This window comes from Pedobacter sp. (genome assembly GCF_035317785.1).
Lineage (GTDB): Bacteria > Bacteroidota > Bacteroidia > Sphingobacteriales > Sphingobacteriaceae > Pedobacter.
The window spans coordinates 1-13596 of the sequence record NZ_DATHGC010000349.1; the positions used below are offsets into that span (position 1 = coordinate 1).

Annotated in this window: 10 protein-coding genes and 1 riboswitch; of the genes, 4 read left to right on the plus strand and 6 right to left on the minus strand. The window is 44.0% G+C overall.

All coding sequences use genetic code 11. From position 1 onward, the window contains the following. The 3 genes from VK541_RS21825 to VK541_RS21835 all read right to left on the minus strand — a co-directional run. Positions 1-1010, minus strand: a 1010-nt coding sequence (locus VK541_RS21825) for an ABC transporter ATP-binding protein (protein WP_324372640.1), incomplete at its 3' end; no start/stop codon positions are given. Further along, on the minus strand, positions 1000-2697 hold the full coding sequence (locus VK541_RS21830; RefSeq protein WP_324372641.1) for an ABC transporter ATP-binding protein: 1698 nt from the start codon (positions 2695-2697) through the stop codon (positions 1000-1002). The genes VK541_RS21825 and VK541_RS21830, both read right to left, overlap by 11 nt. A 188-nt stretch (positions 2698-2885) precedes the next feature. After that, the gene (locus VK541_RS21835) at positions 2886-3374 is read right to left on the minus strand and encodes a lipocalin family protein (RefSeq protein ID WP_324372642.1); all 489 of its coding nucleotides are present in this window, start codon (positions 3372-3374) and stop codon (positions 2886-2888) included. A gap of 115 nt (positions 3375-3489) precedes the next feature. Between VK541_RS21835 and VK541_RS21840 the strand changes: the two genes are divergently transcribed. The 4 genes from VK541_RS21840 to VK541_RS21855 all read left to right on the plus strand — a co-directional run bounded on the left by VK541_RS21840 (position 3490) and on the right by VK541_RS21855 (position 8736). Next, positions 3490-4605 carry a trans-sulfuration enzyme family protein gene (locus VK541_RS21840; RefSeq protein ID WP_324372643.1) on the plus strand — a complete coding sequence of 372 codons (1116 nt, stop codon included), beginning with the start codon at positions 3490-3492 and terminating at the stop codon, positions 4603-4605. A 174-nt stretch (positions 4606-4779) separates the two neighbouring features. Continuing rightward, positions 4780-4893, plus strand: a riboswitch (SAM riboswitch). 207 nt (positions 4894-5100) lie between these two features. Continuing rightward, a complete protein-coding gene (locus tag VK541_RS21845) occupies positions 5101-6405 on the plus strand; it encodes an O-acetylhomoserine aminocarboxypropyltransferase/cysteine synthase (RefSeq protein ID WP_324372644.1) in 1305 nt (434 codons plus the stop codon). A gap of 23 nt (positions 6406-6428) precedes the next feature. Beyond that, positions 6429-7487: a homoserine O-acetyltransferase family protein gene (locus VK541_RS21850; RefSeq protein WP_324372645.1), complete on the plus strand. Its 1059-nt coding sequence runs from the start codon at positions 6429-6431 to the stop codon at positions 7485-7487. 7 nt (positions 7488-7494) lie between these two features. After that, complete coding sequence (locus VK541_RS21855; RefSeq protein ID WP_324372646.1) at positions 7495-8736, plus strand: homoserine dehydrogenase; 1242 nt, start codon at positions 7495-7497, stop codon at positions 8734-8736. A 63-nt stretch (positions 8737-8799) separates the two neighbouring features. Here VK541_RS21855 and VK541_RS21860 read toward each other — a convergent pair whose 3' ends face one another. The 3 genes from VK541_RS21860 to VK541_RS21870 form a co-directional block, all read right to left on the minus strand. Continuing rightward, complete coding sequence (locus tag VK541_RS21860; protein ID WP_324372647.1) at positions 8800-10125, minus strand: dihydrolipoamide acetyltransferase family protein; 1326 nt, start codon at positions 10123-10125, stop codon at positions 8800-8802. Between the two features lie 50 nt (positions 10126-10175). Further along, positions 10176-11423 carry a competence/damage-inducible protein A gene (locus tag VK541_RS21865; RefSeq protein WP_324372648.1) on the minus strand — a complete coding sequence of 416 codons (1248 nt, stop codon included), beginning with the start codon at positions 11421-11423 and terminating at the stop codon, positions 10176-10178. Between the two features lie 9 nt (positions 11424-11432). After that, positions 11433-13596: putative LPS assembly protein LptD (locus VK541_RS21870; RefSeq protein WP_324372649.1), on the minus strand; the 2164-nt coding region annotated here is incomplete at its 5' end.

Genomic DNA, 13596 nt, shown 5'->3' on the forward strand with positions numbered 1-13596 from the left:
TGCAGGTCATTGTCCAGTGCCAGCATCTGGGAAATTCTGTCCCAGGAGGCCAAAGCTGTCTGAAAGCTTGTCCACAATGTAGCCAACTGCCTTATCGGGTTATAAAAGTTATTGGCATAAGCAATATAACTGATCAGCAGACCAATGGTCAGGCTTCCATTCTTAATTAAATATATCCCATAGATCAATACCAGCAACTGCGCAATATTGGAAAACAAACTAAACACCGGCATAAAAACAGTATTTGCAATACCCGCACCAGTTGCGGTCTTATAGTTTTGCTGATTGGCGGCATCAAACCTTTTTCTAAAATAATCACGGCGGTTAAAAGCCACCACCACCTTAAAATTATTCAGGCTTTCCTGTATCTCCGCGCTCATCATCCCTATACTTTTTAAGTTAGCGGCATTCCTTTTTCTTACCCATGACGACAGCCTGTTTACGAACAGCCAAATGCACAGGGCCGGAAAAATAGTAACCGCCCCGAGTTTAAAGTTAATGATCAGCATAAATGACCCTGCTGCAATCAGCATAAAAATACTACTCAAAAACTGGAGCAGACCCTGTGAGAAAAACTGATTTAGCCTTTCTGTATCTGTGTTTACCCGGGAGATCAGGTCACCCGCTTTATTTTGATTAAAGAAGGCAACCGGCAATTGCTGGATCTTATGAAATACTGCATTGCGCAAAGCAAATACGATCCGTTGTGCTGCGCCTCCCATCAATCGTGTTTGCAGGTAACTGCCGCCAAACACTACAAAATACATGCACAGCAATATGCCGGAAAACAACAAAACGCCGCTGAATTGTTTCGTTTGGATATAATGGTCAATGGTGTAGCCAACAATCAGCGGGCCGGATAAATTGACACCTGTATTGACCAGCATCAGCAGCAGTGCAAAAACAATTGTCCGCTTTTCATCACCGGCCACCTCAAGTAAGCTCATTAGCTCCTTATAAACCGGCTTCTTTACTTTGCCCTCTTTTTCTATGTTCAGGTTATAGTTCATAATTGCTTGTACTGAGTTGTGAATTATAGATCTGAACGTATTCCGGACTGCGCTGCATCAGTTCAATGTGCGTCCCTTTATCCAATACCTCTCCCTGCATCATCAGTATGACCTGGTCATAATCTTCAATGGCCGCGATCTTTTGCGTTACCGATATCAAGGTAATGGAGGGATAATTTCGCTGGATATTTTGCAGTATCCTTTTTTCTGTCTGCTGGTCGACCCTGGCTGTGAAATCATCCAGCAGCAAGATACGTGGGTTTATGGCCAGCGCCCTTGCCAGCATAATGCGCTGTTTTTGTCCTCCTGATAAACTCAGGCCTCTTTCTGAAATTACAGTATCCAATCCATCAGGCATAGATTCAATGAGTGTGGTCAGTTCAGAACTGGCAATCGCCAATTTTAGAGATTCATCAGTCACGAGCTCACTAAAAGCAATATTTTCCCTTATGCTCATATTGAACATCACACTGTCCTGAAATACAAATGCCAGCTGGCGGTAAAAGGCGTCTTGCTTAAAGTTCTGGAGCGGATGTCCATCAAATCTGATCTCCCCATTGTCTGGCCTGGTCATTCCCGACAGCAATTGCAGCAATTGGGTTTTTCCGGCTACTGTAGGCCCGACTATGGCAACTTTTGAACCAGGAGTTATAGAAAAGCTGATATCTTTCAACACATTTTTTCCGGAATAATTCAGGGTCAGATTTTCGACTTCGATCTCACCGCTCAGTTCAATATCAATTACGCCCTTATCTAAAATGTCTTCGGTATCCAGCACCTTACTGATCCTGCCGTAAGAAACGGTAGCCTGTACGATCACATTGCTCATAAAGCCAATGATGATGATCGGGAAGATCAGCATGGCCAGGTAACTGTTAAACGCTGCCAGATCCCCTATACTCATCCTGTCGGTAATGACCAAATGACCGCCATAGGTCAGGATGACCAGGGCAGCTATGCTGGCGGTAAAAGTAATGATGGGAATGAGCCATGCAAAAAGCCTGAGGATGGTAAGTCCTAAATCCTTTCCCTTTATGCTGGCTTCTAAAAACTTATCATATTCCAGAGCCTGTGAGTTGACCACCCTCACCAAAAAAGCACCTAAAATGCTTTCGTTGATGATTTTATTCAGCCGGTCTATCACCTCCCTGCTTTTTTTATAATGGCGCTTCACTTTTTTTAACACCAGAAAAAAACTGACCCCAATGGTGGAAGTGATCAGGATCACGATCAGCCCCAGCTCCCAATCAATACTAAAGAGCAGTATGGCCGCACCGATAATGATAACCAGGGAAGACAAAATAGAGACTATCGCCTGGGCAACAAATTGTTTTATCCCCTCTACATCGGAAGTCAGGTTGGTCAACAGTTTGGCGGGACTTTCCTGGTCTATAAAAACCGTGCTTTGTCTGGAAATTTTTGCCGCGAGTTTCGTACGCAGGTCTCTTGCTACATTTTCAGAGGCATAAATCTGGACAAGACTCTGCACATATCCCAGTATAAAAACCAATGCGGTAATGCCGGAAAACTGCAGCATGGCTTTGTTCATTGAAAACTGGTGATGATTCAAGCCGTCTATGACACTCCCGATGATCTTTGGCAACAGCAAACTCAGGCCATTACCCAGAAGAGCTAATAACAGCAATAATGAAATCATGCCTTTATAAGGCTTTAGCATTTTTAGCATGGTGCAAAGTTACCATCTTTGATTTAGATTCAACCCGGACTTCTTCGGGTCTTCTTCACAAAAAGTAACGATTTTGCGAAGGAAGCCTAACTCAGTGTAAAGAAAGGCCTGACTGAGCTGAGCATCTTATCTAACAAAAAAGGGAACCCAAAATGAATTGAGCCCCCCTTGTTTAACCGTATTAATTGTTATTTAGTAGCTTTTGTAAAATGCAGCACCACATATGAAGGTGAAGTACCATACTCAACCGGCGATTTGATCACGAGGCTGTTTCCGTCTCCCGAAGACAATACTGACCGGTATCCTGAAGTTACGTTTTTAGCTTTATCACCTTCAAATATTTTTTTGAACTGAAAGGTCTGATCTGCCGGACTTGCTGACCAGTATATGGTCTGGGTTTTAGCGGCACAGTTTCCCCCGCCAGGCAAAGTATAACTGCCGTTACCGCTGTTGGTCAGCGTCCAGATGCCCCCTTTGAAACATGAAGCCGGCCCGTCGTCAAACAACGACTTTACATTTGCCTCCGGCACACCTTCGTAGGTAATGTCACTCAATACCCAAGTCCCGCTCACGTTACCTCTCGTTACACTTGTACCAGCTGCGCCTTTTGGCGAACAGCTTTGCAAAACCATTAATGAACTGCATAAAATGGCTGCTATCAGGAATATTCTTTTCATGTTATCTTTATTTGATATTCCAATTACATAAATCTTGCCAAAACCTCAGCAGAATAATTTTATCCTTTTAACTTTGTTTTACCAAAACGCCCTCCTAAACATTAACACCGTAATAATGAAGCCAGAAACCCTTGCCATACACGCCGGAAATTTATACAGGACCAGTACTCATGACGTGACCCCGCCGATAAACCTGTCTACTACTTTTCTGAGAGATGAGGATGGTGGCTATTCTGGCGGACATATGTACAGCAGGGTGAGTAACCCCAACCGTTCCGCACTCGAAAAGGCGCTTGCTGATCTGGAGAAGGGTGCTGATGCCTGCGCTTTCTCATCGGGCAATACTGCTGGGATGAGCCTGTTCCAGGCGTTAAAGCCGGGCAGCCACATCATCGCACCTGATGACATGTACTGGGGATTTAAGAAGCAGCTGCTGACCATTTTTAAGGATACGCTGGAAATAGATTTTATTGACCTTACCGATATTTCAGCCGTAAAGAGGCTTATCAAAAAAAATACGGTTCTGATATGGATAGAGACTCCATCCAATCCTTTACTAAAGATCACCGATGTGACGGCGATCGCTAAAATAGCCAAAGAAAATAATTTGATACTGGCCTGTGACAGTACCTTCGCCTCTCCATGCCTGCAAAACCCGATTTCCCTGGGTGCAGATATCGTAATGCACTCTTCCACAAAATATATTGGCGGTCATAGTGATGTTCTTGGAGGTGCGCTGATCACGGCAGTCAGAAATGAATTTTGGGAAAAGATCAGGAATGTGCAGCAGGTTGGTGGCGCTGTACCTTCTCCATTTGACTGTTATCTGTTGGTAAGAAGTATAAAAACATTGCCGTACCGCATGCGTGCACATAGTGCAAACGGCTTGGCATTGGCGCTGTATCTTCAGAAACACGACAAAGTCGAAACAGTTTTTTATCCCGGACTGAAGGATCACCCGCAGCATGAAGTTGCTAAAAAGCAAATGAGTGATTTTGGAGGAATGCTGTCCATACTGATAAAAGGAGGCGCAGATGAAGCAAGGAGAATAGTAAATACAGTTAAACTATTTGCCCAGGCGACGAGTTTGGGCGGTGTGGAAAGCCTGATAGAGCACCGTGCTTCTATAGAAGGTCCTGACACCAAAACGCCACAAAATTTAATTCGGATATCTGCGGGCCTCGAACATATAGATGACCTGATTGATGATCTAAAGCAGGCCTTAGCTTAAATTTGAAGTAAAATTCTTCCTTTATTTAGATTTTAAATCCAATTTATAAGACTAATAAACAGCGACTTACAAAATATTCAGAATATAATTTTGGATATTTTGAGCCTTAAGCATACATTTGCATCATCATTTAGCGAAAGCTAATCAAGTCAACCCTCTTAGTTTGAAAGGTTTGATTTATAAAGAAGTGGCGAGAGACAGGCTCCCTGACCCACTGGCAACCCTCCCAAAATGGAGAAGGTGCCAATTCCTGACCAGAAGGCATGGTGCCCTTTGGAAAGATAAATTGAAACAAAATGAAAACAGTAAGAATCATTACAGATTTATTTAGTAATTGTTGCCGGCCGCATAGTGCATGTATGTGCTGTGGCATACAATAGTTCTAAAAATCTTCCCTTTGTATTTTAGATTCAATAGGAAGGCCCTGTCACCAGGGTACGCTAAATAGCTATATGCGATAAAATTTTCAGTTTTCATTATTCAAATTAAAATAACATGTCAGCATCTCATAAATTCGAAACCCTACAAATACACGCAGGCCAGGAAATAGATCCAACAACAGGTTCCCGCGCTGTGCCTATCTACCAGACTACATCTTACGGCTTTAAGAACTCCGAGCATGGCGCCAATCTTTTTGCGCTAAAGGAATTCGGCAATATCTATACCCGCATCATGAATCCCACTACGGATGTTTTTGAAAAACGGGTTGCTGCACTTGAAGGCGGCGTGGCCGGTTTAGCTGTCGCATCCGGACAAGCGGCGCAATTTATTGCATTAAATAATATCCTGCAGGCAGGTGATAATTTTGTTTCTTCATCTCATTTATATGGCGGTTCTTACAACCAGTTTAAGGTCGGCTTCAAGCGTCTGGGCATTGAAGTTAAGTTTGCCGATGGTGATGATCCGGAGGATTTTGAATCGAAGATCGATGCCCATACCAAGGCCATATTTTTAGAAAGCATTGGAAACCCTGCTTTCAGTGTGATAGATTTTGAGAAAATATCAGCTATCGCCAACCGACATGAGCTGCCATTGATCGTTGACAATACTTTTGGCGCTGCCGGGTATCTGTTCAAGCCATTGGAACATGGCGCCCATATCGTAGTTCAGTCCGCGACAAAATGGATCGGCGGCCACGGCACCAGTATCGGTGGCGTAATCGTAGACGGAGGAAATTACAATTGGGGTAATGGCAAGTTCCCGCAGTTTACTGAGCCTTCCGAGGGTTATCATGGTTTGGTGTTTAATGATGTTTTTGGATCGGCTGGTCCGTTTGGAAACATACAGTTCATTATTCGCGCCAGAGTAGAGGGCTTAAGGGATTTTGGCCCGGCCATCTCTCCTTTCAACTCGTTCTTACTCATACAGGGATTAGAGACTTTATCACTCCGCGTACAAAGGCACGTAGACAATGCGCTGGCTTTGGCCATATGGTTTGAAAATCACGAAGCCGTCAAATCCGTAAGTTACCCTGGACTGGAAAGCAGCCCTTACCATGCGAATGCGAAGAAATATTTGCAAAATGGTTTCGGGGCTGTGCTCTCATTTGAACTCCACGGCGACAAACAGCAGGCCAGCAAACTGGTAGACAGCCTTAAACTGGTAAGCCACCTGGCCAATGTGGGTGATGCCAAGACGCTGATCATTCAGCCTTCTGCAACCACACATCAGCAATTGAGCGATGCAGAACAAGCTGCCGCCGGGGTAAAACCCAATCAGCTCCGTGTATCGGTTGGAATAGAACACATTGATGACATCAAAGCAGACTTTGAACAAGCTTTTGCCGCTATAAAATTTTAAAAAATCAAGCATTAACACCAAAAATGAGTACCACTGCAATATATAAACACAGCAAACAGTTTAAACTGGAAAATGGCAAGAAACTGCGTCATGCAGAGATCGCCTATCAAACCTATGGCAAACTGAATGCTAAAAAAGACAATGTGATCTGGGCATGCCATGCGCTAACGGCCAACGCTGATGTGCTGGACTGGTGGAAGGGGCTTTTTGGAAGCAACGACCTCTTCAACCCAGAGGAACATTTTATTGTATGTGCTAATGTTTTGGGCTCACATTATGGATCCACCAGTCCATTGAGTATAAATCCGGTAACCGGGCAGCCTTTTTATCTGGCCTTTCCCGAATTCACCATCAGAGACCTCGTGGCTGCACACCGTTTGCTCGCTCAGCATCTGGGCATTAGCCAGATCAAGGTGCTCATCGGCGGTTCATTGGGAGGACAGCAAGCCCTGGAATGGGCAATTAGTGACACTTCCATTGTGGAGAACCTGATACTGATCGCTACAAATGCCGTTCATTCTCCCTGGGGCATTGCATTTAATGAAAGTCAGCGGCTTGCCATAAGTACAGACCGGACCTTTTATGCACAGCAACCGGACGGCGGATCGAAAGGTCTGAAGACTGCGCGGAGCATTGCCTTGCTTTCTTACCGGACTTATGAAGCCTATGCGGCTACCCAGCTCGAGAGCGTCAACGATAAAACCTGTTCTTTCAGGGCTGCTTCTTATCAGAACTACCAGGGTGAGAAACTGTGCAAACGTTTCAATGCTTACAGTTACTGGTACCTGAGCAAAGCAATGGATAGCCATAATGTAGGAAGAGGCAGACAGAGTGTAGTGGATGCACTTGCATCGGTAAAAGCCAATACACTGGTTATAGGCATTGAAAACGATGTTTTATTCCCTTTGTCTGAACAGGATTTTCTTGCCAGACACATCCCGGGCGCGGCGTTTCACAGCATCAAATCTGCGTATGGACATGATGGTTTTTTGATCGAAACCGATATTTTGACCAATATGATCGGCAATTTTTTGAAGGAAAGCATCAATAAGAACATTATTAAATTACATAAAACAGCATAGTACACAAATGAGCAAGAAACTTAAGATTGGTTTGTTTGGGTTTGGTGTAGTCGGACAAGGACTGCATGACATCATCCGCGGACAGGACTTAAACCTGGAGATCGTTAAAATAGCCATAAAGAACGCTGATAAAAAACGTAGTCTTGACGCGCATCTGTTTACCACAGATCACGATGAGATCCTGGACAATGAAGAGATCAATACCATTGTCGAACTGATAGATGATGCAGATGCAGCATTTACCATTACAAAAAGAGCTTTGATCAGCGGCAAAAACGTAGTTTCCGCTAATAAAAAAATGATCGCCCTGCATTTGGCAGAACTTGTGGCACTGCAAGAGCAATATGGTGCTTCCTTACTCTATGAAGGCGCCGTATGCGGCAGTATTCCGATCATCCGTAACCTGGAAGAGTATTATGATAACGAGCTGCTCCACGGCATCAGCGGCATTTTTAATGGCTCGTCCAATTATATTCTTTCTAAAATATTCAATGAAAATCTGGAATATGGTGTTGCGCTAAAACAGGCGCAGGACCTGGGCTTTGCGGAAACTGATCCCATCATGGATGTTGGCGGTTACGACCCTAAATTTAAACTGGCCATTGCCACCGCCCATGCTTATGGCCTGTTCATCAATCCGGACAAGATCCTCAATGTCGGTATTCAAAATTTGTCTGATAATGATATCAGATACGCCAGGGAAAAGAACTTCAAGATAAAACTGGTACCTACTGCAAGAAAGATCAGCACCAAACAGATTGTTACTTATGTATTGCCAAAATTTGTAAAGTCTGATGATTTTCTGTACAATGTGGAAAACGAATACAATGGTGTAACTGTTCAGGCTGCTTTTGCCGATAAGCAGTTCTTTTTTGGTAAAGGAGCCGGCGGTCATCCTACCGGTGCTGCTGTGTTATCTGATATCGCTGCATTGAGGTATGACTATCGCTATGAGTACAAAAAATATCACCAGCACAATGGACTTGTACATACGGACAATGTAAATATTGAAGTGTACCTTAGGTACACACATGAATATACCGTAGAGAAGCTTCAAATTGAAAACATCAGTGAACGCTTTTCACGCAATGACTATAAATATGTGATTGGAAATGTGAGCTTAAAAAGCCTGCTGGCTAATCGTGATTTGCTGGAGCAAAAGGACATCTTTATTGCACATACAGGGAGATATACCTATACTGAGCAGCAGATTCAGATTGTAACTCAAGAAGAGGTACTATTTAACTAGATTACTTTTTATTATTTTGTTTTGATAGCAAAAAGGCCCCGGTTGGGGCCTTTTTCTTATATGCTATATTTCTCTGCTGACATCCCAGTTTTCCAGGTAATCTGCTACTCTTCTTACAAAGGAACCTCCCAATGCACCGTCTACTACTCTGTGGTCATAGGATAAGGAAAGGAACATCATATGGCGAATTGCGATCACATCACCGAATTCAGTCTCCAGCACCGCTGGCTTCTTTTTGATTGCGCCTACAGCCAAAATAGCGACCTGTGGCTGGTTGATGATAGGAGTTCCCATTACATTACCAAATGAACCCACATTAGTTAAGGTAAACGTCCCGTTTTGGGTCTCATCCGGTTTTAGTTTTGAAATACGTGCCCTGCCGGCCAGGTCATTTACTGATTTCGTTAACCCTACCAGGTTAAACTGATCTGCATTTTTAATAACGGGAACGATCAAATTACCGTTTGGCAACGCAGCAGCCATTCCAATGTTGATGTCTCTTTTTTTAATGATCTGGGTCCCGTTCACGGAAACATTGATCATCGGAAAGTCTTTGATCGCTTTGGTTACTGCCTCTACAAAGATTGGCGTGAAAGTGATCTTTTCATTTTCACGTTTTTCAAAGCCGTGTTTGACTTTCTCTCTCCACATCACCATATTGGTTACATCGGCCTCTACGAAAGAAGTCACGTGCGGAGAGGTCTGCATGCTCATGACCATGTGTTCAGCGATCAGCTTGCGCATCCTGTCCATCTCAATGATCTCATCTCCTCCATTTATACTGGCAGAAGATGGTACAGCGGGTTTTACAGGAGTATTTGAAGCGGCCTGATCCGGTTGATTTGCCAATATTGCGGCGGCCGACGGATTTGCAATTTCAGGCGCGGTATTTTCTTTTCTGGTTTGAATATAACCCAGCAGGTCATCCTTGGTCAGTCTGCCTTCCGAGCCCGTCCCATGCAGAGTGTCCAGTTCCTCATTAGTGATGTTTTCCTGGGTCGCAATATTTTTTACCAGCGGTGAGTAAAAACGGTCTGAGCTGCTTTTTCTAAGTTCCGGCTCAGCCTTCTCTGCTGCCGGGACATCGTCCTGAGACTCCAATAGCGACATACCGGGAATTTCTCCGGCTGCTTCACCTTCCACTGCTCCTTCCGTTTCGATAATGGCAATGACTTCACCAACCTGCGCCACTTCATCTTCTTTAAATAACTGCTTAATTAATTTACCGGATACCGGTGAAGGAACTTCTGAATCAACTTTATCAGTAGCGATCTCTAAGATTGTATCATCAATCCCGATCATATCACCGGGTTGTTTAACCCACTTAATGATGGTTGCCTCCGCAACGCTTTCCCCCATTTTTGGTAACAATAATTCGTATTGAGCCATCTTTTATTTTATGATTGATATCGGATGCAAAAGTAAAGTATTTCGCAGACTTAAACATAATCCTTCCGAAGTTCATTCAAAATCATACTTAAAGCAGCTATCGCTGAGCGCTCTATATTTTGAGTTCTTTTATTTCCGAAAGTAAATAGTTTTGCGGTAATTCCTTTAGGATTGGCTACGGCAATCCAAACTGTACCTACAGGTTTGCCGGTTGTTCCTCCGTCCGGGCCTGCTATACCGGTAACGGCAACAGCATAGTCTGTTTTAAAATGAATCATTGCCCCCTGCGCCATTTCCCGGACAGTTTCCTCACTTACCGCGCCAAAGTTCTCAAGAGTTTCGTGTGCAACTCCCAAGACCGACTCCTTAAGCTGATTTGAGTACACTACTGCTCCCCCTGTATAAACTGCAGAAGAACCCGGATGCTGAGTGATCAGATGTGCAATATATCCGCCGGTACAGCTTTCTGCTGTGGACAGTGTAAGTTTTCGCTCCTCCATGATATTGAGCAGGGCCTTTTCCAGTGCAATGTCTTCTTCTACTACGACATACATTTTTACTTTGTCAATGATCTGCCGGGCATAACGCTCTACCTCCTGCCGCAAAACAAACTCATCGCTTCCCGACGCACTGAGTCTTAAACGTACCTGCCCTAAACGGGGCAGATAGGCAAGTTTAATGTGACCAGGCAGGCTATCCTCTATCTCAGCTATTTCAGCAGCAAGAAATGATTCGCCTATACTCATCGTAAGAATAGTTTTATGAAAAATATGAGGGAGTTTAAAAGACTTGCCCAGACGCGGCAGGATCTCTTCTTCCATAAGGTACATCATTTCAAACGGCACTCCGGGCATGGACACAATCACATTGCCTTCATGCTCAAACCACATACAGGGTGCTGAACCATTCTTGTTTTGAATGACCGTACAGCCATCCGGAACGTCGGCCTGTTGTATGTTAGATTCGATCATCGGTCTTTTCAGCCTGGCAAATATTCCCTGTATGTGACTCAGTGTCTCCTCATCTCTCCGCATACCCATACCGAAATATCTGGCCAGCGTGAATTTCGTGATGTCGTCCTTTGTAGGCCCCAACCCTCCGGTAATGAGAATGATCTTTGCTCTTTTTTCTGCTAACTGCAATGCTTCTGTGATGTGCTCCGCATCATCAGACACGGAAGTTACCTGTTTTACTTGTATGCCTGCCAGGTTCAGCTGTTTGGCCATCCAGGCTGAATTGGTATCCACAACCTGACCTATCAGGATCTCGTCACCAATAGTAATGATTTCAGCTAACATAAAATGGGATTAGAATCGTGTAAAATATTGTTTTCTCTTGCTCAGTTTTAGATCCTGAAGTATTGATGCCTTAACTTTTATATCTACCGAATAGGACTGATACCGTCCAAAAGGCACCCAGCTAAAGCTCATGTCCCAGCAGTGCAGGTCTCTGTAAATTGAAAAGTTGGTCTGAGAAAAGGTCTTTGCCTGAAAATCCCAGCCCGAGGTAAACTGTACCTTCCACTTAGGGGTAATATTTGCATCACCATTGAAGTTTAACGTGTTTGAAATATTACTGTTTAGTCCGACTGCGTCCGTATTGTACTGAAAACTGTAACTGAAGGCAAAGTTCCATGGAATTTTAAAATCCACGAATGCATTCGGATCTCGGCTTACCCTGGCCAGTGCATCAGACTGTTCCTGTGTCATCCCAGCCTTTTCTACCTCTTGCTTTAAATTATCCTGGTTTTCATTTCTCTTTTTCAGGGCCTCCGGGTTAAAACTGTAGTCAAAAGAAAAACCAAAGCTTGTCAAGCGGGGTAGTTTTCCTTCCTGCCAGGTGTATTTATCTATCAGCCTCCTGTACGGTCTGTTCTGCGAATCGAAAACGTTTGTTGTTGTACCGTTAATCACACTGACACTGTCCTGTGTCTGGTAAGGATTCAAGCTGCCATAATAGTTGATGCCCAGCTTATCTGTAAACTGTGACCTGCCGCTAAAACTCAATGTAGACAGTTTATAGCTTTTTGCCAGAAAATTATAAGAACCACTAATACTAAGTCCTTGTATGACAGGTATTTTCTTATCGCCCTTACCGGTAGTGTCATTTGGGGTAAGAACTTTCGCTTCCACAGTATTGTCTATTCCGAAAGAAATGGCTGCTGAACGTCCTGCTCCCGGGCCGCCGTACAAAGAACTTTCAAAAATTGAATATTTAACCGGCTTGCCGTCTGTCCCGATTACATCTGTTCCGTCTGTATATTTTGCTATTTTGTAATAACCTCTTTTCGGGTCTGAAAAATCTGGCGTATAGGTGAAGCCCACCCTTGGCGTCATCACGTGTCTCAGGGCTTTAAAATTACCAAACTTATTAAACTGGGCGGTGCTGTAGATCTTGGTAGAAAGGCCCATATTGGCATTATATTCTGCATTTCTTTTAAATCCCGGTATGGTATCAATGATCTGTACATCAGAACTGTTCACTACCCTCACATATTTTTTTTCAATGGTCTGAAGCGACCACTTTTCCTGGTAGGTCCCCCCCATATTAAAATTAAAGTATTCTGCCACTACAAAAGACATGTTGACCGGAATCTGATGGCTTACCCCATTGGCAAATTTGTTCAGGGATTCTCTTTTGAACAGTTCACTTTCCTTGGTATTGATCTTATTGCTGGCCTGCATACTATATCCAACGGTTATCTTTTGATACCATTTTTCCTCCCCGACCCTATCTTTAGAATCAAAAGGGCTAAAAGTGGGTATGGAAAAATTAAGGTCAGGCAAAAGCAAATCCACTGTCTTGTTTTGCGTTTCCTGTCTGCCACTCGCGGTTATGCCCAGGTTCATGCCATTGTCCCACACTTTCCCGTAGCCGACGCTTGATTGCAATGTGTTTTTCGCTGACTGATACGGATCATAACTGCCTCCGGCTGCAGTATTGGCATCATAACTTATCGTTCCGGCATCTACAGAGGCCGAGAACGACGTACCCGGCTTCGCATTTGCATTCTGGCTATGGCTCCATAAAATCTTAAAATCTTTAATCTGGTTAAAGTCAGGGCTGCCTTCAGAGCCATACCTGGAGTTGGAATACCTCAGGTTGATGTTGCCGTTATATTTATATCTTTTGGTATAATTGGACAGCAATGAGGCATCGTATGAGCCCCTTGTATAGATGGTCCCAGTGATCTTTGCATCCCAGTAGTCACTTAGCCCGAGGTAATACCCCCCGTCGCGCAGGAAGAAGCCCCTGGTATAATCCTCGCCGGGAGATGGCATAATAATTCCTGACGATTTCTTGTTGGGCTTGGGGAAAAACGCAAAAGGCAATCCAAGAGGTAAAGGAATATCCTCAATTTTTAAGTATACAGGGCCAGTGATGATCTGGTTGCCGGTGACAATTCCCTTGGTGATGTGGATACCAAAGTGCGGATGGGGCAAATTACAGGTACTATAGGTCTGGCCCTTG

Bases quoted from the DNA above. Each gene is read 5' to 3' on its own strand.
- VK541_RS21830 (WP_324372641.1), bottom strand. From the start codon at position 2,697: ATGCTAAAAATGCTAAAGCCTTATAAAGGCATGATTTCATTATTGCTG.
- VK541_RS21835 (WP_324372642.1), bottom strand. From the start codon at position 3,374: ATGAAAAGAATATTCCTGATAGCAGCCATTTTATGCAGTTCATTAATG.
- VK541_RS21840 (WP_324372643.1), top strand. From the start codon at position 3,490: ATGAAGCCAGAAACCCTTGCCATACACGCCGGAAATTTATACAGGACC.
- VK541_RS21845 (WP_324372644.1), top strand. From the start codon at position 5,101: ATGTCAGCATCTCATAAATTCGAAACCCTACAAATACACGCAGGCCAG.
- VK541_RS21850 (WP_324372645.1), top strand. From the start codon at position 6,429: ATGAGTACCACTGCAATATATAAACACAGCAAACAGTTTAAACTGGAA.
- VK541_RS21855 (WP_324372646.1), top strand. From the start codon at position 7,495: ATGAGCAAGAAACTTAAGATTGGTTTGTTTGGGTTTGGTGTAGTCGGA.
- VK541_RS21860 (WP_324372647.1), bottom strand. From the start codon at position 10,125: ATGGCTCAATACGAATTATTGTTACCAAAAATGGGGGAAAGCGTTGCG.
- VK541_RS21865 (WP_324372648.1), bottom strand. From the start codon at position 11,423: ATGTTAGCTGAAATCATTACTATTGGTGACGAGATCCTGATAGGTCAG.